This window comes from Flavonifractor sp. An112, from assembly GCF_002161085.1.
In the GTDB taxonomy this organism is placed as follows: domain Bacteria; phylum Bacillota; class Clostridia; order Oscillospirales; family Oscillospiraceae; genus Flavonifractor; species Flavonifractor avicola.
Map to the genome: position 1 here is coordinate 39,383 of NZ_NFLU01000007.1, position 25,451 is coordinate 64,833.

General features: G+C 60.0%; 21 protein-coding genes. 4 read left to right on the forward strand and 17 right to left on the reverse strand.

Annotation, left to right across the window (positions count from 1 at the left end):
* The first annotated feature begins 147 nt into the window (after nt 1-147).
* Entirely contained in the window at nt 148-1,653 is a 1,506-nt protein-coding gene (locus B5E56_RS07750; protein WP_087389261.1) for an N-acetylmuramoyl-L-alanine amidase family protein, read from the forward strand.
* Nucleotides 1,654-1,712: 59 nt separating this feature from the next.
* On the opposite strand, the gene B5E56_RS07755 is transcribed toward B5E56_RS07750, so the two are convergent.
* From B5E56_RS07755 to larA, 6 genes are all read right to left on the reverse strand, one after another.
* Complete coding sequence (locus tag B5E56_RS07755; protein ID WP_158098691.1) at nt 1,713-2,426, reverse strand: FadR/GntR family transcriptional regulator; 714 nt, start codon at nt 2,424-2,426, stop codon at nt 1,713-1,715.
* Between the two features lie 221 nt (nt 2,427-2,647).
* Nucleotides 2,648-3,790 (reverse strand): acyl-CoA dehydrogenase, encoded by a 1,143-nt coding sequence (locus tag B5E56_RS07760; RefSeq protein WP_087389263.1) that lies wholly within the window; start codon nt 3,788-3,790, stop codon nt 2,648-2,650.
* 138 nt (nt 3,791-3,928) lie between these two features.
* Nucleotides 3,929-4,933, reverse strand: a complete 1,005-nt coding sequence (locus B5E56_RS07765) for an electron transfer flavoprotein subunit alpha/FixB family protein (protein WP_087389264.1) — start codon at nt 4,931-4,933, stop codon at nt 3,929-3,931.
* 14 nt (nt 4,934-4,947) lie between these two features.
* Nucleotides 4,948-5,754, reverse strand: coding sequence for an electron transfer flavoprotein subunit beta/FixA family protein (locus B5E56_RS07770; RefSeq protein ID WP_087265575.1), 807 nt, complete (start codon nt 5,752-5,754; stop codon nt 4,948-4,950).
* Between the two features lie 22 nt (nt 5,755-5,776).
* Nucleotides 5,777-7,198 carry an FAD-binding oxidoreductase gene (locus B5E56_RS07775; protein ID WP_087389265.1) on the reverse strand — a complete coding sequence of 474 codons (1,422 nt, stop codon included), beginning with the start codon at nt 7,196-7,198 and terminating at the stop codon, nt 5,777-5,779.
* Nucleotides 7,199-7,258: 60 nt separating this feature from the next.
* Nucleotides 7,259-8,533 carry a nickel-dependent lactate racemase gene (gene larA / locus B5E56_RS07780; protein ID WP_087389266.1) on the reverse strand — a complete coding sequence of 425 codons (1,275 nt, stop codon included), beginning with the start codon at nt 8,531-8,533 and terminating at the stop codon, nt 7,259-7,261.
* 381 nt (nt 8,534-8,914) lie between these two features.
* On the opposite strand from larA, the gene B5E56_RS07785 reads away from it, so the two are divergent.
* On the forward strand, nt 8,915-10,474 hold the full coding sequence (locus tag B5E56_RS07785; protein ID WP_087189241.1) for an L-lactate permease: 1,560 nt from the start codon (nt 8,915-8,917) through the stop codon (nt 10,472-10,474).
* A 52-nt stretch (nt 10,475-10,526) separates the two neighbouring features.
* On the opposite strand, the gene B5E56_RS07790 is transcribed toward B5E56_RS07785, so the two are convergent.
* Both B5E56_RS07790 and B5E56_RS07795 read right to left on the reverse strand, forming a co-directional pair.
* Nucleotides 10,527-11,228, reverse strand: coding sequence for an ATP-binding protein (locus B5E56_RS07790; protein ID WP_087265568.1), 702 nt, complete (start codon nt 11,226-11,228; stop codon nt 10,527-10,529).
* Nucleotides 11,229-11,359: 131 nt separating this feature from the next.
* Complete coding sequence (locus tag B5E56_RS07795; RefSeq protein WP_087189243.1) at nt 11,360-11,608, reverse strand: IreB family regulatory phosphoprotein; 249 nt, start codon at nt 11,606-11,608, stop codon at nt 11,360-11,362.
* Between the two features lie 244 nt (nt 11,609-11,852).
* Here B5E56_RS07795 and B5E56_RS07800 point away from each other — a divergent pair, with 244 nt between their 5' ends.
* Nucleotides 11,853-12,320, forward strand: coding sequence for an RNA polymerase sigma factor (locus tag B5E56_RS07800; protein ID WP_087189244.1), 468 nt, complete (start codon nt 11,853-11,855; stop codon nt 12,318-12,320).
* A gap of 2 nt (nt 12,321-12,322) precedes the next feature.
* Nucleotides 12,323-13,798 carry a serpin family protein gene (locus B5E56_RS07805; RefSeq protein WP_087389267.1) on the forward strand — a complete coding sequence of 492 codons (1,476 nt, stop codon included), beginning with the start codon at nt 12,323-12,325 and terminating at the stop codon, nt 13,796-13,798.
* Nucleotides 13,799-13,839: 41 nt separating this feature from the next.
* Here the strand turns inward: B5E56_RS07805 and cls are convergent, their stop codons facing one another.
* The 9 genes from cls to brnQ form a co-directional block, all read right to left on the reverse strand.
* Nucleotides 13,840-15,384, reverse strand: a complete 1,545-nt coding sequence (gene cls / locus B5E56_RS07810) for a cardiolipin synthase (protein ID WP_242958840.1) — start codon at nt 15,382-15,384, stop codon at nt 13,840-13,842.
* Nucleotides 15,385-15,409: 25 nt separating this feature from the next.
* Nucleotides 15,410-18,886 (reverse strand): DNA polymerase III subunit alpha, encoded by a 3,477-nt coding sequence (locus B5E56_RS07815; protein WP_087389268.1) that lies wholly within the window; start codon nt 18,884-18,886, stop codon nt 15,410-15,412.
* A 30-nt stretch (nt 18,887-18,916) separates the two neighbouring features.
* Entirely contained in the window at nt 18,917-19,447 is a 531-nt protein-coding gene (locus B5E56_RS07820) for a hypothetical protein (protein WP_087389269.1), read from the reverse strand.
* Between the two features lie 35 nt (nt 19,448-19,482).
* On the reverse strand, nt 19,483-20,376 hold the full coding sequence (gene whiA / locus B5E56_RS07825) for a DNA-binding protein WhiA (RefSeq protein ID WP_087389270.1): 894 nt from the start codon (nt 20,374-20,376) through the stop codon (nt 19,483-19,485).
* A gap of 12 nt (nt 20,377-20,388) precedes the next feature.
* A complete protein-coding gene (locus tag B5E56_RS07830; protein ID WP_087189249.1) occupies nt 20,389-21,405 on the reverse strand; it encodes a gluconeogenesis factor YvcK family protein in 1,017 nt (338 codons plus the stop codon).
* A 13-nt stretch (nt 21,406-21,418) separates the two neighbouring features.
* A complete protein-coding gene (gene rapZ / locus B5E56_RS07835; RefSeq protein ID WP_087189250.1) occupies nt 21,419-22,279 on the reverse strand; it encodes an RNase adapter RapZ in 861 nt (286 codons plus the stop codon).
* Between the two features lie 11 nt (nt 22,280-22,290).
* The gene (gene murB, locus B5E56_RS07840; protein WP_087389271.1) at nt 22,291-23,205 is read right to left on the reverse strand and encodes a UDP-N-acetylmuramate dehydrogenase; all 915 of its coding nucleotides are present in this window, start codon (nt 23,203-23,205) and stop codon (nt 22,291-22,293) included.
* A gap of 63 nt (nt 23,206-23,268) precedes the next feature.
* Nucleotides 23,269-24,018 carry a glycoside hydrolase family 25 protein gene (locus tag B5E56_RS07845; protein WP_087389272.1) on the reverse strand — a complete coding sequence of 250 codons (750 nt, stop codon included), beginning with the start codon at nt 24,016-24,018 and terminating at the stop codon, nt 23,269-23,271.
* 116 nt (nt 24,019-24,134) lie between these two features.
* Complete coding sequence (gene brnQ, locus B5E56_RS07850) at nt 24,135-25,424, reverse strand: branched-chain amino acid transport system II carrier protein (RefSeq protein WP_087389273.1); 1,290 nt, start codon at nt 25,422-25,424, stop codon at nt 24,135-24,137.
* Nucleotides 25,425-25,451: the final 27 nt, after the last annotated feature.

Below are 25,451 nucleotides of genomic sequence, written 5' to 3' on the forward strand. Positions count from 1 at the left end.
TTTTTCTTGCAAGTGCAAGAGCTTTGTCCGTCATTTTCTGGATAATGAAATTTATGTCAACTTTTTCTGCCGGTGTTTTCTTGACGGCTCTATGGGAAATAGGATAAAATATGTCGAAGATATCCCAGTTCTGGCAAGGAGCATACCATGAAGAAACGCATATTTACGCTGTTTTTGCTGCTGACGGCGGTAGTTGGACTGTTTCCGGCTGCTATGGCGGCGGGGACGGAGCAAATCACCGTCCGGTTTTACGATGAGGTGAGCCAGCGTTACAGTGAACCTACAGTGACCGATCGTGTCAATCTGACTCTGGACGGGGAGGCGTTGATACCGGAGGACGTTCCGGCGCTGGCCTACTATCCGGAGGGAAGCACCAACGGCCGTACCCTGGTGCCTGTCCGGCTTATCTCCGAGGCACTGGACGCTACCGTGACCTGGGTGCCTGAGACCCGGCAGATCATCATCCTGCGGGAGGAGAGCACCATTGTACTGACGGCAGGCAGCGCCACGGCCCTGGTGGACGGTCAGGCGGTGGAGCTGCCCGACGGAGTGCCCGCCGGCGGCGTCATGTGGGATGGCAAGGAGAGCACCATGGTACCTCTCCGCTTTGTGTCTGAGCAGTTGGGGGCCGGTGTGGAATGGGTGGGGGAGACGGCTACAGTGGCCATTACCTCCCCGGAGGAGCCTCAGCAGCCAGACCCCACCCAGCCCCAGGAGGGAGATCTGGGGTGGATTACCGAGTTGTCCTTTGATGAGGAGGAGCAGACCTTTACCATCACCGCCGACCATACGCCCAAGTACCGCATTGTGGACCTGGGGGACCGGCTGGCCATAGACTTGCTGGGGGCGGTGTACGCACCGGCGGTAGGGAAAGATCTGACTCTCCAGGTGGAGAGCGACGCCATTGAGAAGATCCGCTGCTCCCAGCATGGGGATGATCTGGGCTACGGGTATCCCCACACCTTGCGGGTGGTGCTGGATCTGGCCTCCGGTGTCAGCTATGCACAGCATCTGTCCGTATCTTCCGGTGGGAATCAGGTGCGGGTCAGCGTCACCGATGTGCCGGAAGAGCCGGAGGTGCCCCCTCTGGATCCGAGCAAGATTACCATTGCCATTGATCCCGGCCACGGCGGCAATCAGCCGGGTGCGGTCTATCCCGATGAAAATGGAAATGATGTAAAGGAAAAAGATCTGACCCTGCCCATGTCCCTGATGCTGGCAGATATCCTGGAGGAGCGGGGGTACAACGTGGTACTTACCCGGACAGGGGATGACTCGGTGAGCCTGGCCGACCGGGCCAAAATGGCCAACGCCGCCCAGGCGGAGGTCTTTGTCAGCATCCACTGCAATGCCCTGGACCGGACGGATTATGAGGGGATCTTTACCTATTATTATCCCAACAGCACCCGGGGAGAGGCCTTGGCCAAGCAGGTACAGGCCGGGGTAGTAGCCTCCACCGGCGGCATCGGGCGTGGTACCCCCTCCGCCAATTTCCAGGTGCTGCGGGAGACCACCATGCCCGCCGTGCTGGTGGAAACCGGATTCATGACCCATCCGGGAGAGCTGGCCCGGTTGTGCGACCCTGATTACCAGCAAAAGATCGCCCAGGGCATCGCCGACGGTGTGGAGGCCTATCTGAAAGCGGAGACATAAAGAAAAAACAGCGCTTCATCTGCATCATCAGATGAAGCGCTGTTTTTTTGAAAAAAGGATTAAAAAATCTTGCGTCCGGCCAGTTCATCCTTCTGGATGGAGGTGTTGACTATCTCGAAGTGGGTGAAGGTGGCTCGGATGGCGGCCAGCTCATCATGGTCGGCCAGGGCTTGGGCCAGTTGGATATGGGCGTTGTGCAGGAGGGAGGCCTGTTCCTTGTCCTCCATGATACGGACGTAGACGGTGCCGATAAAATCATTTACGGTGGCCCGGATAGCGCCGAACAGGGAGCGGATCAACTTATTTCCTGAGGCGTCGCACAGCAGGTTGTGAAATTCCTGGTCATATTGAGAGGCCTTCGCCGCATCCGACTCACCTCGCATCTTGACGGCCAGTTCCATCAGTCGGGCGGCCTGACCGGGGAGAATACGATTGGCTGCCAGTCGGGCGGTCTCGCTTTCCAGACCACGGCGCAGCTGGCTGACTTGCAGATAGTTGGTCTCGCCCAGCAACAGCATCATACGGAAGCTGGCGCTCAGATTCTGCTCCAGATCGCAGGTGAGAAAGTTGCCCGCTCCATGGACGCTGGAGATAAAGCCCATCAGGCTCATGGTGCGCAGGGCTTCCCGGACGGAATTGCGGCTGACGCCCAGCAGTTCGGCCAGATCCCGTTCAGGGGGCAGGTGCTCACCCCGTTTCAGATTGCCTTTCCAGATTTCACTCTGGATATAATTGACTACCTTTTCATAGGTGCGTTCCGATCGTTCGTTCATGGAGCCTCCAAATTCGAGCATTTTCTATAACCTAACTATTATATCATAAAAAATATCACGACACAACTGCAACCCGCAGGACCAGATTTGGAGAGAAGACAGAAACACCGGCAAGGATGGATCGGCCTTGTCGGTGTCTCTGCGTTCATATGGAGGAAGACGATACGCGGAGCAGGTCCGCGAGAATAAACCGGGCAAGCGGTTTATTCACAAAAGGGAAATTATTTGACGCCCATCCAACCGGAGATGACCATACGCTGGACCTCAGAGGTGCCCTCGTAGATCTCGGTGATCTTGGCGTCGCGCATCATGCGCTCAAAGGGATACTCACGGGTATAGCCGTAGCCGCCCACCAGCTGCACGCAGCGGCGGGTCACGTCGCTGGCGGTCTCGGAGGCGAAGAGCTTGCCCATGGCGGCCAGATGGCTGTAGGGCTCGCCATCCTGCTTGGCCTGAGCGGCCCGGTAGATGAGCAGACGGGCGGCGTCCACCTTGGTCTGCATATCGGCCAGCTGGAACTGGGTGTTCTGGAACTGGCTGATGCGCTTACCGAACTGGATGCGCTCCTGAGTGTACTTCACGGTCTGGTCGATGCAACCCTGAGCGATGCCCAGCGCCTGGGCGCCGATGCCGATGCGGCCGCCGTCCAGGGTCATCATGGCAATCTTGAAGCCCTTGCCAACCTCGCCCAGCAGGTTCTCCTTGGGTACCTTGCAGTTGTCGAAGATCAGCTCGCAGGTGGAGGAGCCGCGGATACCCATTTTCTTCTCGTGGGCGCCCACGCTGAAGCCCGGGGTGTCCCGGTCCACGATAAAGGCGGAAATGCCCTTGGTGCCCAGGGACTTGTCAGTCATAGCGAAGATGACGAACACGGAGGCATAGCCGGCGTTGGTGATGAAGATCTTGGAGCCGTTGATGAGCCAGTGATCGCCCTTATCCTCGGCGGTGGTTTTCTGCATGGCAGCGTCGGTGCCGGCGCCGGGCTCAGTGAGGCCGAAGGCGCCCAGCTTCTCACCGGAGCACAGAGCGGGCAGATATTTCTGCTTCTGCTCCTCGGTGCCGAAATGCTCGATGGGCCAGCAGCACAGGGAGGAGTGAGCGGACACCATGACGGAGGTGGTGGCGCAGTGCTTAGCCAGCTCCTCACAGCAGGCGATGTAGGTCAGATAGCTCAGACCGGCGCCGCCGTATTCCTCAGGATAGGCAATGCCCATCATGCCCATGTCGGCAAGCTTGTGCCAGGTCTCCTCGGGGAAGCGCTCCTGCTCGTCGATCTCGGCGGCCAGAGGGGCCACCTCCTTGACGGCAAAGTCGTGGAGCATATCAATGATTTCCTGTTCTTCTTCGTTGAATTTGAAATTCATAAAACAGCACTCCTTCTATCATGGGCGGCGAACGGTGTGACCGGCGGAAGGGAGAGGGGAGAGGGGAGCAGGGGCGGGGGGACGCCCCTGCCGGTCTTGCCGGCCGTTCCGGCCGCGGCCCAACGGGTCTGACAATACTTAGCCTTTCATCTTCTTGATCTCGGCGGTCAGGGCGGGCAGCACCTCGAAGAGGTTGCCCACGATGCCGTAGTCGGCAACACCGAAAATGGGAGCGTCGGGGTCCTTATTGATGGCCACGATCACATCGGAGGAGCTCATACCAGCCAGATGCTGGATGGCGCCAGAGATGCCGCAGGCGATGTACAGCTTGGGTCCCACGGTCTTGCCGGTCTGGCCAACCTGATGGGAGTGAGAGATCCAGCCGGCATCCACAGCGGCGCGGGAGGCGCCCACGGTGGCGCCCAGGGCCTCAGCCAGCTGGCGGACGGGCTCAAAGCCCTCGGCGCTGCCCACGCCGCGGCCGCCGGCCACAATGATATCGGCGCCCTCCAGGTCCACCAGCTCACCGGCGGTCTCCTTGATGACCTCCAGGATCTCGGTGCGGATGGACTCGGCGGGGAAGGAGAAGTCCACCTTCACCACCTCGGCCTTGGCCTCGCCGGCCTCAGGCTTCTTGAACACGCCGGGGCGGACGGTGCCCAGCTGGGGCCGGTGATCGGTACACAGGATGGTGGCCATCAGGTTGCCGCCGAAGGCGGGACGGGTCCAGGCCACACAGCCGGTCTCTTCGTCGATAGCCAGGCCGGTGCAGTCGGCGGTCAGGCCGGTCTGCAGGCGGCTGGACAGGCGGGGGCCCATGTCACGGCCGTTGGGGGTGGCCCCGATGAGCATGGTGGTGGGGCCATAGGTCTCCACCAGATGATTCAGCGCCGCCACATAGGCGTCGGTGGAATACTGACGGAACTCCTCGCCGTCGATGTAGAGCACCTGATCGGCGCCGTGGCAGGCGGCCTCGTCCACTGCGGCCTTCACGCCGCAGCCGATGACCACAGCCACCAGCTTGCCGCCCTGCTTGTCGGCCAGTTCACGACCGGGATTCAGCAGCTCGATGCCCACGTTCTTGGCGGAGCCGTCCTCCTTGGTTTCTACAAATACCCAAAGGTCCTTGGTTTTCGCTTCCATGTTGTACGCCTCCCTTAAATCACATGGGCCTCGCTCAGCAGCGCGAACAGCTTCTGAGCGGATTCTTCGCCGGTCTCTTCCTTAATCACCACGCCGGCCTCCTTGCGGGGGGGCACGAAGGTCTTCTTCACCTTGGTGGGAGAACCCTTCAGACCGGCCCGGGCGGGATCGATGGCGGTCAGCTCGGCGGAGGTCAGGCTCTCAATGACTGCCTTGCGGGCGGCCATCTTCCGCTTGATGGTGGGGAAGCGGGGGTCAAAGGCGGGCTTCGTGAAGGTGATGAGGCAGGGGGTCTTGACGCCGATCAGATAGTTGCCGTCCTCGCCCTCCTTCAGGATGTGCAGGGTGCCGTCGGCATTGGTGGCCTCCAGCGCGTAGGTGACCTGGGGGTAGTCCAGCAGCTCGGCCAGCTCGGGACCCACCTGGGCGGTGTCGCCGTCGATGGCCTGCTTGCCGCAGAAGATGGCGTCGAACTTCACGCCCTCCAGCTCCTCCACCTTGGAAATGGCGTTATAGAGGATGTAGCTGGTGGCCAGGGTGTCAGAACCGCCGAACATACGGTCGGTGACCAGATAGGCCTTGTCGGCGGCGATGGCCAGGGCCTCACGCAGAGCGGCCTCGGCCTGCTTGGGACCCATGGACAGCACCACGATGCGGGTGTCCGGGTCATTGTCCTTGATGCGGGCGGCGGCCTCCAGGGCGTAGCCGTCAAAGGGATTGATGATGCTGGGAACGCCGTCCCGGACCAGGGTGTTGGTGACGGGATCAATCTTGATCTCCGTCGTATCCGGGACCTGCTTGATACATACCAGAATATTCATAACGAAACTCCTTTCCGAACGATCACAGCGTGCAGCAGACCTTGCCGGGGTTGAGGATCATCTTGGGATCAAAGACCTTCTTGATGCCCTGCATCAGCGCCATATTCACGGGACCCACCGCCTGGGCCAGGTACTTCACCTTGCCGAAGCCGATGCCGTGCTCGCCGGAAATCTGGCCGCCGAACTCCATGGCCTTCTGATAGATGGCGCTGAGGAACTGATCCACCTGCTTGCGGAACTCGGCCTCGTCCATGGTGTTGGAGCACTCATAGATGTGCAGGTTGCCGTCGCCGGCGTGGCCGAAGTACTTGACCTCGAAATCGTAGTTGGCTTTGGTCTCGTTGACGAAGGCCACATAGGGGGCGATCTTGTTGACGGGAACCACCACATCGCACTCGTCCAGCAGCTTGGTCTGCTCCTCGATACCCTCCAGGAAGGAGGAACGGGCGGCCCAGGCGTCCTTCAGCTTGGGAGCGGTGTCGGCGATGAGCACATCCAGAGCGCCCTCCTCCACCAGCATCTCGGCGGCGCGCTCCACGATGGGGTCCAGCTCGTCCATGGAGTCGCCGTCAAAGGTGAGCAGCAGGTAGGCGCCGGCCTCCACGCCGTCCACCTTGCGGGGGAAGACCTGCTTGCCCAGGTACTCCTCGGAGGAGATGAGGATCTCCTTCTCAAAGAATTCCACGGCCTGGGGCTTGAAGTGGTTCATGAACACCTTGGGCACGGTGGAAATGCAGGCGTCCAGATCCTCGTAGGGGGCAATGAGGCTGACGGTGGCCTTGGGGGCGGGGATGAGCTTCAGGGTCAGCTCGGTGATGATGCCCAGGGTGCCCTCGGAGCCCACCATCAGGTTAGTCAGGCTGTAACCGGAGCTGGTCTTGGACACGGTGCTGCCGAAGTGGGTGATTTCGCCGGTGGGGAGGACCACGGTCATGGCCCGCACATAGTCACGGGTGGCGCCGTACTTGACAGCCCGCATACCGCCGGCATTGGTGGCCACGTTGCCGCCCAGGGTAGCCATCTTCTCGCCGGGATCGGGGGGATAGAGGCAGCCGTGGGTGAGGGCGTCGTCGGCCAGCTGCTGCAGCAGCACGCCGGGCTGGACAGTGACGGCGAAGTTTTCCAGGTCATAGCTCAGGATCTTGTTCATCCGCATGGTGCAGAGCACCACGCCGCCGCACACGGGGGTGCAGCCGCCCACCAGGCCGGTGCCCGCGCCCCGGGTGGTGACAGGGATGTTGTTGTCGTAGCAGATCTTGACGATGCCGGCCACCTCTTCGGTGGTGAGCACGTCAATGGACACCTCAGGCATCTTCACGCCGTAGATGGGCATTTCGTCCCGGGCGTAGTCAGGATTGACGTCGGCCCCCACCACGACGCGGCCGGGTACCACCTGCTCCAACTGAGCGATGATTTCAGGCGTGACAGGATTGTACGTTGCCATAAGTAGAACCTCCTCCATACATAGTGAAAGAAATAGAAATAAACGGATGGAAAACGGAACTTACTCCCGTACCATGACGGAAATACCATTGGGAATGACCACCAGATGGGCGTCGGCGCCCTTGGCCTGACGGGCCCGCTCCAGGGCGGTGTCCACGTCGGGGGCCCACTCCATCTTCATGTCCTCGATGGTCTGGCGCTGTTCGGGAACGGTGACGTAGATCACGCGGTGCTTGCACAGGACCCGGGCCAGGATCTGAAATTCCCACTGATCCGGCTTGGTCTGATCCTGCGGCGTGGCCAGGATCTCATCGGTCAGGGCCTGGGGGGAGGAGGCGTCCCGCAGGGCATGATAGAAGCTGTCCCCGCCGGCCCCGTCCATGCAGGAGCTGACCATAATGAGCACGCCGCCTTCTGCCGCGGCGGCCTCCGCCGCGGTGAGACCCTTGACGCTCTGGTAGATGTTCTGATCCAGGGGGTAGCCGCCGTTGCTGGAGATGACGATATCGCCCCGGCGCTCCGGCTTGACCTGGCAGTAACCCAGCAGGAAGTCACAGCCCTTGCGGTGGGCGGTCTCCGGGTCGCCGGCAAAGGCGGCCACTACCTTTTTATCCTCGTCGATGATGACGTTTACGATGTAAGCCAACTTGGCCATCTTGGCCGCCGCCAGCATATCGGTGTGAAGCGGATTGCCGTCCAGCACGCCGGTGCGGGCGTAGGGGGAGGCGATAAACTTGGAGCAGTGATTACCCAGCACGGTGACCTGATCACACACACCGGGGAGCACACTCTTGCGGCCGCCGGAGAAACCGGCAAAGAAGTGGGGCTCAATAAAGCCCTCAGCCACCAGCAGATCGGTCTCCACAGCCAGACGATCGATGACGCAGTCGGCACCGGAGGGAAGCACGCCGATCTTTACGTTGGAGGCGGCGTCCCGGCTGTCGTGAATGACGATGGTCTCATGGTCCACGATGTCCTGACCCAGCTTGCCCACCAGCTCTTCCTTGGTGGTGGGGCGGTGGAAGCCGGTGGCTACCAGCAGAGTGACCTGGATGTCTGGGTTGCCCTGACGCAGCTCAGCCAGCATATGGGGGAGAATGTGCTTGCTGGGTACCGGCCGGGTGTGGTCGCTGATGATGACGGTGCAGGTTTTCTTGCCGGCGGCCAGCTCATGCAGTGGCTTGGAGTCAATGGGCTTGGCCATGGCGGCCAGGACCAGGGCGTCCTCTGAGTCGGAGGCAGTCAGCTCCCCGATGTGAGAGGTGAGTACCTCAGCCCCGGACAGATCAGCGTGCAGCGTCATGCCGGAAGATCCAAAGGGAATGGTAAGGGCCATTCGAAATACCTCCTTGCAGATCGGAATTAAGAATGAAGTGGTACAACCACTTTGCTGACGTCATCACTTTACCACAATTTTTGAAAAATGCAATCCCCAGTTTTTAATTTCTCACATATTCCGAAAAAATGGGTTTGAATTTATGCAAAGCGCCAATTTTGAGCTGAAATAAAGAAAGGGAGTAGACAATTTGCTGGTACGAATTTATAATAAGACCAGTCAGTTTATCGAAATATCATTTACTGCGGAAAAGTATGGAAAAATTAAGGAGGGAGAGAAGGGCGAATTTCGGTTTTTGTATTTTGATTGGTAGAACCAATAAAAAGTGGGCCGCCGCCCTGTGTCCGGCGGCGGCAGGAGACAAAGGAGGTCCCGTTTTCAATGCCGTTGTTGATGTCGATCCTTACGCTGCTGCCTATTGTCTGGCTGATAATTGCGCTGGCTGTTCTGAAAATGCCGGGCCATCGCGCCTGTCTCATCGCGCTGCTGCTCACGGCGGTGCTGGCCCTGACCCTGTGGAAGATGCCGCCGGTGGATTGCCTGACCTCCGCCCTGGAGGGCTTTGCCGCGGCCCTGTGGCCCATCATTCTGGTGATCATCGCCGCCATTTTTACTTACAATCTGTCTTTGCGCACCGGCGCTATGGATGTGATCAAGCGGATGCTGTCCAATGTGTCGGGGGACCGGCGGGTCATCATCCTGCTGATCGGCTGGTGCTTCGGCGGATTTCTGGAGGGAATGGCGGGCTTTGGTACCGCCGTGGCCATTCCCGCCGGTATGCTGGCAGGTATGGGTATGGACCCGGTGCTGTCCTGCCTGGTGTGTATGCTGGCCAACGCCTTCCCCACGGCCTTTGGCTCGGTGGGTATTCCCACCACCACGCTGGTCAGTGTGACCGGGCTGGATGCCATCCCGCTGGCCTTTACCACCGTGGTGGAAATGGCTCCCTTCATGATCCTGATGCCCTTCCTGATGGTGATTGCCGGCGGCGGTGGCGTCAAGGCCCTGAAAGGGGTGGTGGGTATCACCCTGGTGGCCGGTCTGTCCTTTGTGGTGCCTGAGCTGGCGGTGTCCTACTTCCTGGGGCCGGAGCTCACGGTAGTGGTGGGCAGCGTGGTGTCCCTGGCCTGCACGCTGGCCATGGCCCGGCTGCGGAAAGGTAAGCCGGTGCCCGCGGAATATCAGATGTCCAGTGGGCAGCCCGCCCAGACGGGGGAGCGGGGGACGATGTCCCCGGTGGTGGCCTTTTTGCCCTTCCTGCTGATCTTTGTGCTGCTGCTGCTCACTTCCAAGCTGGTGCCGCCGGTCAACAGCTTCCTGTCTCAGTTTGCCTCGTCCTTCAAGATCAGCACCGCTGAGACGGCGGGGCTGACCTCCTTCAGTTGGGTCAACACCCCCGGTGTGGTCATCTTTGTGGCGGCCATCATCGGCGGCGTGGTGCAGAAGGCAGGGGCACGGTTGATGTGGGAGACCTTCCTGGCCACCCTGAAGCAGATGAGCCGCACCATTGTTACCATTATGGCGGTATTGGCGGTGGCCAAGATCATGACCTATTCCGGCATGATCTCTGACATGGCAGGACTGTTTGTCTCCATTACTGGTGTGTTCTATCCCTTTGTTTCCCCCATCATTGCTGCCATTGGTGCCTTTGTTACCGGCAGCGGTACCAACACGGAGGTATTGCTGGGCCGGCTTCAGTCGGAAGCGGCCACAGCCATCGGCGCTTCGCCCTACTGGCTGGCGGCAGCAAACTCTGTGGGTGCCGGTATCGGCAAAATCCTCTCTCCCCAGTGTATCGCCACCGCTGTGGCGGCGGTTGGCCTGGTGGGTCAGGACAGCAAAGTACTGTCTGCGGTTCTGAAATGGGCCCTCTTCATGCTGGTTCTGGCCTGTATTCTGGTGGGCTGCTTCCAGTGGCTTGCCCCTTATCTGGTTGGATAAAATCAAATACCCCCGGACCACTGTTTTCAGAGGTCCGGGGGTATTTTGATAGTTACTGTATGGAGCCGTCGGGGGCTACGATAGCAACCCGCAGGGGAATATTCTTTCCGCTGGCGGCCACGGCGTTCTGAACTGCACGCTGGATACCGCCGCAGCAGGGTACCGTCATGCGGACTACGGTGACACTCTTTACGTCGTTGCCCGCCAGGATGGCAGTCAGTTTCTCAGTATAATCGCCCTCATCCAGCTTGGGACAGCCAATGAGCGTTACCCTGCCCTTGATGAAATCCTGATGGAAGTTACCGTAGGCGTAGGCGGTGCAGTCGGCGGCAATGAGCAGATGACAGCCGTCGAAGTAAGGGGCATTGATGGGTGCCAGCTTGATCTGTACCGGCCACTGACGCAGCTGGCTGGGTACCTGCCCGGCGCAGGGGGAAGGGGAGGCTTCATCACGATGGATGGCCCGGCTCATGCTGCCGGGGCAGCCGCAGGGCAGGGGAGGGGCTGCTTTTTCCTTGGCCGCCTTGGCGGCCAGCACGGCGGCGTGGTCGTAGGCAGGAGCTTCCCGCTCTTCAAACGTGATGGCTCCGGTGGGGCAGGCGGGCAGACAATCGCCCAGCCCGTCACAGTAGTCCTCCCGGGTCAGTTTGGCCTTACCATTTACCATCTCGATGGCGCCCTCGTGGCAGGCGGCGGCGCACAGGCCGCAGCCGTTGCACAGGGCCTCGTCAATTTTTATGATCTTGCGTTTCATATGGAACGCCTCCTTGTGTTTGTGTGAGCCAAGGATACCAGAGTAAGAGCCCATGGTATGTTGCAGAAGCAACACAAACAGAAAAAAGATGTCTGCGCTGTGGCGCAGACATCTTTTTTCCGCAATCAAATTCAATCCCTGAGATACTGCTTGACCAACTCCTGCAACAACTCGTCCCGGTCCAGCTTACGAATGAGGGCCCGGGCGTTGTTGTAGTTGGTGATATAAGTCGGGTCCTCCGAGAGGATGTACCCCACGATCTGGTTGATGGGGTTATAGCCCTTCTCCTGAAGGGAGTTGTATACGGAGGTCAGCACCTCTTTGATCTCAGGATCTTTTTCGTAGCGGATGCTGAATTTGCGAGTGTAATCGGTCTCCATACCTGTCGCACCTCCCGGTCCAAATCTGTTTCCCATTGTAGCCGAAAATGGTCCGGCTGTAAAGGGGGCGGGGGAAAATTTATCAATCTTTAAGATGTTGGAAAGGAAAATATCTGGTAGATGCAACCATTGGATGGGTGCTGTGGTATTATGGATACCAGAGGACCGGCGGGGCCTGTGCTTACGGGCATGAGCGCAGGAGGAATCGGCGGCCTCCGGATGCCCATAAGGGAGGAGAAAGACCATGACGGACGAGCGGAAAGCCAGAGCTCAGGTGGAGCGCTGGGGAGATATGGTGTGGCGGCTGGCCCTGGCCCGCACTCGCCATATCCAGGACAGCGAGGATGTGTTCCAGGAGGTGTTTGCCCGCTTCTTCCGCCATGAGGAGGAGCTGGACAGCGATGAGCACCGGAAGGCCTGGCTGATTCGCTGTACCCTCAACTGCACCAACACCCTGCTGTCCGCTCGCTGGCGGACCCACCTGCCCCTGGAGGAGGCGGTGACAAAGGCCATGGAACCGGCGGATCGCACGGTCTATGAAGCAGTACTGTCCCTGCCAAAAAAGTACCGGACTGCCATTCACCTGCATTACTATGAGGGGTATTCGGTGGAGGAGATTGCTGCCCTCACCGGAGCCAAGACGGGCACAGTGAAAAGCTGGCTGTCCCGGGGGCGGGACCGGCTGTCTCAAGCACTGAAAGGAGACAAGTGACCATGATGAATGAATATAAACGGGCCAATGATACCCTCCATCCCACCCATTCCGCTGTGGAGCGGGCGGTGAGGGGGGAGGATTCCAAGAGAAAAGGAAGGCCGCTGAAAGCACTGGTGCCGGCGGGAGTGGCGGCTGTGGCAGCCGTAGCTCTGCTTATCACCGGTATCCCCGGCACGGACGGCGAGACCGGCGGCGGGCCATTGACAGGCAGCGCCTATGCCATTGCCTTGCCGGAGTACCCTGATCTGCCCAAGCACCCAGCTGAACCCCTGGGGGGCAGCGACGCGGAGTGGGAGCAATTCAATGCAGACCTGGATGTCTATCTGGACGCCTGGGAGGCCTACCAGGACGAGACCGTCAGCCTGCGTGACACCCCTGAGCTGACTGCCGCCCTGGCGGACTATACCGGCACCAGCGCCGCCCTGGCTCTGGCAGGGGAGGGCAACCGGGTCTATTCTCCCGTATCCCTGTGGTTTGCTCTGGCCATGCTGAGCGAGACTACGGACGGAGAAACTCAGCAGCAGATACTGGATGCTTTAGGGGCTTCCGATGTGAATCAGCTGCGGGAGTGGGCCGACATCCTGTGGCACACCCTCTACCTGGATGACGGCACCGCCGCCACTCTGCTGGGCATCTCCATCTGGCTCAGCGAGAAGTTAGACTTCCACCAGGACACCCTGGAGCGGCTGGCGGAGTACTATTATGCCGGCTCCTTCCGGGTCCCCATGGGTACCGGCGAGGCGGACAGAGCCATCACGGAGTGGGTATCGGAGCAGACAAAAGGCCTTATCGGCTCCGACGGCAAGGTGCTGACCACCAGGGCCGAGACTCTGGCGGTGCTGGCCTCCACCCTGTACTTCCAGGCCCGGTGGAGTGACGAGTTTGATCCCAGCCTCACGGCGGAGGATGTGTTCACCGCTGCGGATGGCAGCGAGACGACGGTGGACTTCATGCACATGACCCAGACTACCGGCTTTCTCCGCCAGAACGGCTATCAGGCAGCCAGCCTGGGCACCACCGGCGGCACGATGACCTTTGTCCTCCCCGACGAGGGGGTCACCCCCGCCGAATTGCTGGCCAACCCGGATTTTCTGACGGAACTCACCGATTCTGACAGCAAGATCTACGGCGAGGTCCAATGGTCGGTTCCCAAGTTCGACGTCAGTTCCGATCTGGATTTGATTCCTGCCCTGACAGGTATGGGGATCACCGACGTGCTGTACAGGGGGACCGCCGACTTCACCCCCCTCGTCGACCTCACTCCGGTGTGGCTGGAAGAGGCCAGACAGATCGCCCGGGTGAAGGTGGACGAGGAGGGGGTGGAGGCCGCCGCCGTCACCCTGCTGGCTGCCGACGCCGAGGAGGCCATCGTGGAGGACCCCGCCATCTGCGTCATGGATCTGGACCGGCCCTTCCTGTTCGTGATCCGGGACGGGGATGCCGTCCTTTTTGTGGGCGTGGTGGAGCAGGTATAAGCACAGCCCCCGCGGCAAGATGCCGCGGGGGCTGTGTTCGTTTATACCAGGGGAGCCAGTACACGCAGGATGGATCGGAACAGCCGCCGGGGCCAGGAGCGCTCCAGGCACTGCTCCAGGGTGACTTTTTGGCTGGCCAGCTGGGTGGCCAGAAAGTCGGCCTTGATGTCCAGCACTGTGGGGTCTTGGTAGAGGAGCACCGCGTCCTCAAAGTGGAGGAACATACTGCGATAGTCCATGTTGATGGTGCCTACAACTCCGCACACGTCGTCGGACACCAGATTTTTGGCGTGGACAAAGCCGGGGGTGTACTCAAAGATTTGTACTCCAGCCTCCAGCAGAGGCTGGTAATGGGATCGGGTCAATTCAAATACCAGCTTTTTGTCCGGGATATGAGGGGTGATGATGCGTACATCCACTCCGGATTTGGCGGCGTTGCACAGGGCGGTATTGACGCTGTCGCTGACGATGAGATAGGGAGTCATGATATAGACGTACCGCTTGGCCTTGGAGATCAGGTTCAGGTATACTGTCTCGCCCACCGGCTCATTGTCCAGGGGATTGTCGGCGTAGGGCTGTACAAAGCAATCTTTTCCCATAACAGCCTCGGGAGGCAGGGAGGTGGGCCGCAGGGCAGCATAGTCCACCCTGATCTCCCGGATATATTCCCACATGGTGAGGAACATCACCGTCATGCTCCAGGCTGCTTCTCCTTTTACCAGGATGGCGCTGTCCTTCCAGTGACCGAAGCGGGGTTTCTGGTTGATATACTCGTCGGCCAGATTGATCCCGCCGGTGAAAGCAGTGTGTCCGTCGATGATGCACAGCTTCCGGTGGTCCCGGTTGTTCATGCGGATGGAAATGACCGGCTTGAACCGGTTGAAGAAGCAGCAGGGGATACCGGTCTCCTGCTCAAATTTTTCGGCGTAATTGGCGGGCAGGGTGCCAAGGGAGCCCACGTCGTCATAGATCACCCGTACGTCCACGCCGGCAGCGTGCTTTTCCTTCAAAACTTCCACGATGGAGTCCCAGAACACACCGGGGGCCAGGATGAAATACTCCAAAAAGATATAATGTTTGGCCTTTTTCAATTCCTCCAGCATGGCGGGGAAGGCGTCGTCTCCCAGCGGGAAGTACCGTGTCCAGGTATTGGTATACACCGGGCAGCGGGCATATTGCTCCAGATAGCGGGCCTGATTTACCGCGTCACGGCCCAGCACCGCCAGCTTCTGAGCCTTGTAGTCCCCCTCCAGCTGCTCCAGCATGGTACGGTCCATACCCTGCATCTTCCGGCGCATCCGGGCAGACAGCTTGTTGCCGCCGCACAGCAGATAGACCAGCCAGCCAAACATGGGGAAGAGCAGGATGGGGATGATCCAGGCGATCTTATACCCCGGGTCGGTCTGCCTGCGGACAATGACCAGTACAGCCAGCAGGGAGAGTACCACACAGGCCCAGTATACGTAGACATAGTAACTCCAGGCCCATATCATGGGCACCAGAAGTACCGTGGCCTGCAAAATGATGAGCACAGCCACGATCACCGAGCGCTGAAAGAGAAAGGAAGATAGCTTTTTGATGTTCACGGGGTTACTCCTTGCCGCATGATGGTTACTTCACGACCACATTTTCTCCGCCCAGCAGCTCCTTCAGTTCTTCGACGAGGGCTGGATGGATCACACAGGGGGTGGACAGCAGCTTGCCGGTATCGGCGCAGCGGATCACCAGCTGCTCTGTGCCGGGGAACATGGTGAGCACCAGTTTGATCCGGCGCCAGCGTGAGTCCTCCAGGCTGGGGATACGGATGTATAGCTTTTTGATCTTCAAAGTGGGCTGGTCCGGCTCCTCGTAGCCGTCCCGCAGGTGATCTAAAGGCTGTACTCGGTCACACATGAGCTGGGGGGCCTTTTCGTCTCGGACGGAGATGCGGCCCTCTGCCAGCAGCGGCACATTTTCCTTCAGATAGGGGCCGCACTCGCCCAGAGCCCGGGCAAACACCAGCATTTCCATGGAGCCGGTGTCGTCCTCCAGGGTGACATAGGCCATCAGAGTGTTGTTGCGGGTGGTGCGGGTACGGGAGGCGGACACCACACCGGCAATGGTCACCCGTTGCTCGTCCCGGAAGGTGGTGGGACCGCCTTCCTGGGCGAAGTCGGAGAGAATAGCACCGATGGAGGCCACCTTCCGCTTTTTCACCAGGTCCCGGTACTCATCCATGGGGTGGCCGGACAGGTACAGGCCGGTGGTCTCCTTCTCCATGGTCATCAGTTCCCGGCGGGAGAACTCAGGGATGTTTTTCAGATTGAGCTGGGGGGCGGACTGGGGCTCGTCCCCGCCGCCGCCGAAGAGGTCGAACTGTCCCTCCAGATTTTTGCGTTTGTTCTGAGCGATGGAGTCCACCAGGGACTCATAGGCGTCCAGCAGCTGGGAGCGGAAGATTCCCATACTGTCAAAAGCGCCGCACTTGATGAGACTTTCCAGCACCCGCTTATTCAGGTCGGAATCAAACATCCGTTGGCAGAAGTCGGGGAAGGAGGTGAACGCCCCCTCCTTTCGTTCTGTCAGTACGTCGTTGATAAAGCCGCGGCCTACGCCCTTGACGGCCACCAGACCGAAGCGGATATGGTCGCCGGATACGGTGAAGTCGGCCCCGGACTCGTTGATGTCCGGGGGGAGGAGAGGAATGCCGCAGTCCTTGCATTCGGCGATGTACTCCGCCACCTTTTCGCTGGAGTCCAGCACCGAGGTGAGGAGGGCGGCCATGTATTCCTTGGTGTAGTGGCACTTGAACCAGGCGGTGTGGTAGGCCACAATGGCGTAGCTCACCGCGTGGGCCTTGTTGAAGGCGTACTGGGCAAAGGCCTCGATCTCGTCATAAATGTCCTCGGCGGTCTGCTGGGGGATGCCGTTTGCCATACAACCGGCAATATTCCGCTCGGGGTCGCCGTGGACAAAGGTGTGCCGCTCCTTCTCGATCTGGGCCTTCTTCTTTTTGGAGATGGCCCGGCGCACCATGTCAGCCTGGCCCATGGTGTACCCCGCCAGACGGCGGAAGATCTCAATGACCTGCTCCTGATACACGATGCAGCCGTAGGTCACCGACAGGATGGGCTCCAGGGCGGGGTGCTTGTACTTCACCTTGTCCGGGTTGTGCTTGCAGGCGATGAACCGGGGGATGGAGTCCATAGGGCCGGGACGGTAGAGGGCGATGATAGCGGTGATGTCCTCGATGTTGTGGGGCTTCAGCCCCACGCACACCCCGGTCATGCCCGCCGACTCCATCTGGAACACGCCGGAGGTCTTGCCGTCGGACAGCATCTGGAATACCTCGGGATCGTTGTCCGGGATGTCGGCCAGAGAGAAGCCGGGGCGCTTCTGGGCCACCAATTTCACCGTGTCGTCCAGAATAGTCAGGTTCCGCAGGCCCAGAAAGTCCATTTTCAGGAGGCCAAGCTCCTCCAGAGTGGTCATGACGTACTGGGTGACCACCGACTCGTCGTTTTTGGCCAGGGGCACATAGTCCATCACCGGGCGGCGGGTGATAACCACGCCAGCGGCGTGGGTGGAGGCGTGGCGGGGCATTCCCTCAATGGCCTTGGCGGTGTCAATGAGCTCCTTTACCCGCCTATCTCCCTCGTAGAGGTCCTTCAGGGGCTTGGACAGCTGGAGGGCCTGGTCCAGGGTGATGTGGAGGGCGCCGGGGCCGCTGGGTACCTGTTTGGCCACCGCATCCACGTCAGCGTAGGGAATGTTCAGGGCCCGGCCCACGTCCCGGATGGCCCCTCGGGCGGCCATGGTACCGAAGGTGACGATCTGAGCCACGTGGTCCTCGCCGTACTTGCGCTGGACGTACTCAATGACTTCCTGCCGCCGGCGGATGCAGAAGTCGATATCGATATCGGGCATGGTGACACGCTCGGGGTTAAGGAATCGCTCAAAGTAGAGGGAGTACTTCATGGGGTCCACATCGGTGATGTTCATGCAGTAGGCCACCATGGAGCCTGCCGCCGAACCGCGGCCGGGGCCCACCGGGATGCCCTGGCTTTTAGCATACCCAATAAAATCCGAAACGATAAGGAAGTAGTCCACAAATCCCATTTGCCGGATGACGCCCATCTCGTAGGCCAGACGGTCCTGGTACCCCTCGGGATTGTCAGGGTAGCGGCGGGCGTACCCCTCCCGGCACAGCTTCTCAAAATAGGCGTCCCCGTCGGTATAGCCCTGGGGCAGCTTGAATTCCGGCAGGTGATAGGTGCCGAACTGGAAGTCCATGTTGCACAGCTCGGCAATTTTCACCGTGTTTTCCACCGCCTCCGGGTAATCGGGGAAGAGGGCGGTCATTTCCTCGGTGGACTTGACGTACAGCTCGCTGGTCTCCATTTTCAGGCGGTTGGGGTCGTCCACCGTCTTGCCCATCTGGATGCACATGAGGGTGTCCTGCATCTGGGCGTCCTCCCGGCGGAGGTAGTGGGCGTCATTGGTCACCACCAGGGGGATGCCGGTCTCCTGGTGGATGCGGATGAGCCCCTGGTTGATGGCGGGGTCATTGGGCAGGTTGTGGTCCTGAAGTTCCAGGTAGTAGCCGTCCTCTCCAAAGAGCTCCCGCATCTCCAGGGCGATTGCCTTGGCCCCCTCATAGTCCCCGGCCAGAATGCGCCGGGGCACCTCGCCGGACTGGCAGGCCGACAGGGCGATGAGTCCGCCGCAATGCTGGCGAAGCAGTTCCTTGTCGATGCGGGGACGGATGTAAAAGCCCTCAGTGAAGGCACAGGAGTCCAGATAGCACAGGTTGCGGTAGCCCTCCTCGTTGCGGCAGAGGAGGATCAGATGGTACATGGAAGCATCCAGCTCGTGGACCCGGTCAGTGCGGCCACGAGGAGCCACATAGACCTCACAGCCGATGATGGGCTTGATTCCCTCCGCCTTGCAGGCCTTGTAGAAGTCCACCACGCCGTACATGACCCCGTGGTCGGTGATGGCCACGGCGGGCTGACCCAGCTCCTTCACCCGCTTGACCAGCAGGGGAATGCGGCAGGCGCCGTCCAGCAGGGAAAACTCGGTATGGACGTGCAGGTGGACAAAGGACATAGGGATACCTCCTTGAGATGGTAGCGGCGTTCAGCGGGGGATTGTCGTATGCTGACAGAGCGTTTGGGTCAGATAGTCCCGCAGGATCTTGCGGTTGGCCTGCTCCTTCATGTTGACATTGGAGCTGAGCAGAATCAGGAAGCTGACAAAATAGCAGCCCAGCATAGGGATCATAGTTCCCCAGAAATCTCCGTATAGGGGGAGAAAGAATAATTCAAATAATGAGAAGTGCCGCTGGCCAGAGCCACCGCCACCGGGCAGGTATAACAGCAGCAAGAGGAGTATTAGGGATAAAGGAATGGCAAATAAGAAGCAATGAAACAGGGAGAGGCCGAAATAGCCACGCATAATGGCACTGCCATCCTTTCTGGACAGAATGCGGCCTTTCCATTCGCTGAAAGTCTCTTTGCCCTCAGCACCTTTTTTAGCGAGGGTTATCTCAGTCTTCCAGTTGTATATCTTCACATTCAGACGACTGCCGTCAGGCAATATAGTCCCGTTCAGGGACATCAGCAGGCGGTACAACTGCTCCTGGGACAGAGAAGTGACAAAGCGTGCCATAGCCTTCGCTCCTTTCTGTGCAGCGGAACCAATGACTATCGGTTGGCCAGTTCTACCAGTTTGCGCAGACGGTGATTGAATGCAGATTTGCTAACCGGCGGATCGCACAGCTCGGCCAGCTGGGACAGGGTGAGTTCCGGGTGGGCCATCCGAAGGTCCACCGCCTCCTTCAGCTTGTCCGGCAGGTTTTCCAGCATACCCCGCTCCTCCAACCTGTAAATAGCCTCGATCTGGCCCTGGGCGGCATCCACCGCCTTGTCCAGGTTAGCGGCGTCACAGTTGACCCGGCGGTTGATGCTGCCCCGCAGGTCCTTCTCCGCCTTGGCGTTCATCAGATCCATGGCCGCCAAGGGGGCCCCCATGGCGGTAAGAAAGTCCTCAATGGCGTTGCTCTGCTTGAAGTAGGTGATGGCGTTGGCCTTGCGGCGGCTTTCCTTGGGGGAGAAGCCCATCTCCAGCAGCAGGGCGTGGAGCTCCCGGCTTACCGACAGATGGGAGGTGGCCAGTTCCAGATGATAGCGCTTGGCCGGGTCGGTCACCGAGCCACCCGCCAGAAAGGCGCCCCGCAGAAAGGCGGTACGGCAGTGATCTTCCTCCAGAACAGCGTAATTGATGTGGTGAACCAGCGCCTCCGCCGGATCATGTCCAAAAACGGACCAGAGGGCGGACAGCTTGTCCGGAGCGGTGATGGAAAAGATGCGCTTGCCCGCCCCCTCTGCGGGCAGGCGGTCAAAGCGCACCTGAAAAGCCTTTTGAAACAGTTGGGGCAGCCGGTCGGCAAACTCCGGCGACTCGGTGGTGATGCGGACCTCGGTGGGGGTGGACAGGGAGCAGTAGAGCAGTACCCCGTAGGCTTCCGCCTGGGCGCAGCACTTCCGGTTGAGGGGGGCGCGGCACAGCTCCGCCTTGACCTGAGTGGAAAAGGACATGATACGCCCTCCTTACAGAATCCGGGTGGAGGCCCGCTCCTGGTAGAGATCCATCACCGCGGCGGACAGCCGGGCAAAGGAGTGGCGGGCGTAATCCAGGGTTTCAGAGGCCAAAGGACGGGTGACCAGCTCCACCCCCAAGGCTTCAATGGCCTCTTTGTCCACGACGATGGGAGTGGCGTCCTCCTCCTTATACCGCTCCAGCAGGCCGGGACGCACCGGGGCGGAATTGCACAAACAGATATCAATAAGGCAGGGACCGGAGTGGCGCAGCAGGGCCTTCACATGGTCGGAGGCGGTCATGCCCTCGGTCTCGCCGTCCTGAGTCATAATATTGCAGATATAGATCTTCAGGGCCTTGGAGGCGCATACCGCCTCAGAAATGCCGTCCACCAGCAGATTGGGAATGACACTGGTATACAGGGAGCCGGGCCCCAGCAGGATCAAATCGGCCTCCTGGATGGCACGGATGGCCTCGGGCAGGGCTTTGGGGTGCTCGGGCAGCAGGCGCACACCCTGGATGCGGCAGTCCTGGGCCTTTTTAAAGTCGCTGATCTTGGATTCGCCCTGGACTCTGGTGCCATTCTCAAAGGTGGCCTCCAATACCACGTCGGCATTGGTCACAGGCAGTACCCGGCCGGTGATGGCCAGAACCTGGCTCATTTTGGATACCGCCTCGTCAAAGGAGCCGGAAATGCCGTTGAGGGCGGCCAGGATCAGATTGCCGAAGGACTGGCCGGTCAGGTTGCCGGAGCCCTGGGGGAAGCGGTAGGTGAGCAGCTGCTGCATCAAAGGCTCGGCATTGGCCAGAGCCTCCATGCAGTGGCGTATGTCTCCCGGAGGGGGCATCCCCAGATCCTGCCGCAGCATACCGGAGCTGCCGCCATCGTCGGCAACGGTGACGATGGCGGTCAGATTCTTGGTGTGGTTTTTCAGACCGCGGAGCATGGTGGACAGACCGGTGCCGCCGCCGATGGCGACGACCTTGGGCCCCTGGGCCCAGCGGCGCTCATAAAAGGACTGATACACGGCGGCTCCTCCTTTATGCCCGGGTCATGTCCCGGTGATTTTCGGTGGCCTGATAGCCCTTCTGCTTGATGTACTCGGCCAGCGCGTGGGTAATGGCTACCGAGCGGTGCTGTCCGCCGGTACAGCCCACGGCGATAACCAGGGCGGCTTTACCCTCCGCCACATAGAGGGGGAGGAGGAAACCAATGAGATTCTCCAGATAGTTCATAAATTCGGTGGTCTGGCGATAGCCGAACACAAAGTCGTACACGCCGTCGTCCAGTCCGGTCTGATGGCGCAGCTCGGCAATGTAATAGGGGTTGGGCAGGAAGCGTACGTCAAACACCAGATCGGCCTCGATGGGGATACCGTACTTGAAGCCGAAGGAGATGACGCTGACGCTCATCTCGGGGGTATCGCCACCGTGGCCGAAGAGGCGCAGTACCTCCCCGCGTAGCTTGGCGGTGGAGAGAGCGGAGGTGTCGATGATGTATTCCGCCCGCTGGCGGACAGGGGAGAGGACGGTGCGCTCCAGCCTGACGGCCTCGTCCAGGGAGTGGGCGGAGCTGGCCAGGGGGTGGCTGCGCCGGGTCTCCTTGTACCGCTTGATGATGGCCTCCACGCTGGCCTCCACAAAGAGGATCTTATACTCGCACCCCATCTCCTGGAGGGCGTCCAGGGCGGAGAACAGCCCGTCAAAGGTCTGACCGCCCCGGATGTCGGTGACCAGAGCTACCCGGTCATACCGGGAGGGATTTGCCATACACAGCTCGGCAAATTTGGGGATCAGGGGGGCGGGCATATTGTCGACCACATAAAAGCCGATATCCTCCAGGAAGGAGGCGGTTTTACTCTTGCCTGCGCCGGATAGGCCGGAAATAATAATAAAATCCATAGGAACTCACCTCAAAAACCCAAAAACTTCACTTCTGGTTCCAAAGCAATGCCGGTCTCGCGGAGTACGGTGTTCTGGATCAGCTCCATCAGTCGGCGTACATCGTCGGCGGTGGCCCCACCGCGGTTGACGACAAAGCCGGCGTGCTTTTCCGATACCTGGGCGCCCCCTACGCCCACGCCTTTCAGGCCGCACTGCTCAATGAGAGCGGCGGCAAAGTGGCCCTCGGGGCGTTTGAAGGTACTGCCCGCGCTGGGCAGGTCCAGGGGCTGCTTGGAACGGCGCTTTTGGGCCAACTCATCCATTTTGGCTTTGATTGCAGCGGGGTCTCCGGGGGTGAGGGCAAACTCAGCCTCCAGAATGAGCCATTCCGGATGGTCGGTAAACAGGCTGTGCCGGTAGGTGAGAGCGCACTCCTCCACAGGCAGAGTGACCTCATCTCCAGCCTCGTTGAGGAAGGTGACGGAGGTCAGAACCTGAACCAGCTCGCCGCCGTAGGCGCCGGCGTTCATGGTGACGCCGCCTCCCAGGGTACCGGGGATGCCGTGGGCAAACTCCAGGCCGGTCAGGCCTCTGCCCAGGGCCGCCATGGCCAGCCGGGCCAGGGGAATACCGCTCTCCGCCCACAGACGGTGGTTTACCTCCCGCACATCATCCAACCCGGAGGTTTTCAGGACAAAACCGTTATACCCCTGATCGGACACCAGCAGGTCGCTGCCGTTGCCCAGAAAGAAAGGGGAGATGTCCAGCTCTTTGGCCGCCTGAACCGCGGCGATGGCCTCCTTCCGGCTTCTGGGCAGGGCGATCAGCCGGGCGGGACCGCCGATGCGGAAGGTGGTATAGGACGACATAGGCTCCTGCTCCCGCAGTTCCAGCTGAGGGACACGGCGGCGCAGTTCCTGAATCAGAGTATCAAAACGGTCCATAGGGGCCTCCTTACAGTTTTGCGTACTGGTATTATATCAAAAAGAGGGGGAAATTAGAAGTTCTTATCCCAGGCCAAAGGCATCAAACTCCGCCTGGCTGCCCCGGAATACGTTCAGATCAATAAGGGGCTGAGCGCCGGTATAGCCTTCCAGTTTTGCGGAGTGGGAGTACTGCCAAAAGTGCCACCGGGGCACCAGAGGGAACACCGTGGGACTGGAGCACCACACCGGATAATCCGCATATTTGGCGTCGGTGAGGTAGCTGTAGTAGGAGCGGTAGGTTACATAGAGAATGGGCTTGACCCCATAGTGCTCCTCCAGCCGTGCCAGCAGAGGGTCCAGAATGCTCTGGACCTGGGCTTTCTCCGGCGGATTCTCCAGGTATTCGCCGTAAAATTCAATATCCACCACCGGAGGCAATGCCCCATCGGTGACCGGGACCATGGAAATAAAGTTGTCAGCCTGGGTCTCCCCGGGGCTGTCATAGCTGAGGAAGTGGTAGGCGCCGGGCCGGACTCCGGCCTCCAGGGAGCCGTTCCAGTTGGAGGCAAACTGCTTGTCCTGAAGGAGGGAACCTTCCGTAGCCTTGATAAAGGCAAAATCTACCCCCTGGCTGGCCAGGACGTGCCAGTCCACCGTCCCCTGATAGGAGGATACGTCCACACCGAATACTTCCCACTGGTCCGGGTTGGATTCGTGGGAGTACAGGATCAGCCCGCGCCAGCGCAGGAAGAAAAAGCCCAGCAGAAGGATTGCTCCCACCAGAAGAAGGATCAATATCGTGCGCCGCAGAATGCGGAAAACTCGTCTCAAAAAGCATCACCAAACAGGATAGGGATTCAATAGACAATATGATACCCGTATGCGTGGGAAAAGGCAAGCAAAAACCAACGGGATACCGCGTTGGCGGTATCCCGTTTGGGGGAAGACTACTGCTTTTTAGGGGACGGAAGCAAACCAAGCAGGATGCCCACAACAGCGGGGAGTACCCAGCCCAGCCCCATGGAAGCCAGAGGCACATAGTTCAGGAAGGAGAGGGGGAGGCCAATGTCCTTGAGTGCATAGAGCAGGCTGGCCACGCCGGTAAACAAAATGGCCACCGGATAGACCAGCCGCTCTCCTTCCAGCCAGCGCTGGAAGAAGGACAGGGCAATGAGCACGATAGCCATGGGGTAGAGTACCCCCAGCACGGGGGCGGAAACGGAAATGATCTGGGCCAGACCGGCATTGGAGATCATCATGCTGACCACGGCGAACAGAATTGCCCAGCCCCGGTAGCTGAGACGGGGGAAGAGCTTGTGGAAGAACTCGCCGCAGGAGCTGATCAGACCGACGCACACATTGAAGCAGGCGATGATGAAGATGGCGGCCAGCAGGGCATTGCCCAGAGGACCAAACAGCAGACCCACCACATTGGTGAGAGCGGCAGCGCCGTCAGTGGGGTTGGGGACTGCGCCGCCGGACAGAGCGCCGATGTGCGCCAGCATGGCATAGACCACCAGCAGCATAGCCCCGGCAATGAAGCCGGAGCGGATGGTGCCTTTGACCACAGCTTTGTCCTCCCTGACTCCTCTGGCTTGGATATTCACCGCGATCACAATACCAAAGGCCAGCGCGGCAATGGTGTCCATGGTCTGGTAGCCCTCCAGAAAGCCCTTGACCACCGGGTGGGTCACATAGTCGCCGGAGGCGGCTCCATAGCCGGACAGGGGGTTGACCAGGCAGCCGGCAAAGGTGACCACGATGAGGAGCACCAGAATGGGGCAGAGGATCTTGCCCAGCCGGTCGGTGAGCTTTTCCGGCCGCAGGGCAATGACCAGAGCGGCGGCAAAGAACACCAGAGAGTAGATCAGCCGGAAGAGGGACAGAGGAGCATCCGGTCCGGCAAATGGGGGCACCGCCATCTCAAAGGAGGTGGTGGCGGTACGGGGAATGGCCAGGCAGGGACCGATAGCCAGATAGGCGGCGATGGTAAAGACCTTGGAAAAGAGAGGATGGACCCGACTGCACAGGGTATCCAGACCACCGGCGCGGGCCACTGCCACCACGCCCAGCACCGGCAGGCCAACAGCGCTGATGGCCAAGCCCAGAAATGCGGGCCAAGTGGCGGTTCCGGCCTGGGCGGCAATGCCGGGCGGGAAGATCAGATTGCCTGCTCCGAAAAACATGGAGAACAGCGTGAGGCCCACCAGAAGCAGGCTTTTGCCCTTAAGCTGCATAATATCCTCTCTTTCTGCGGGAAAGGG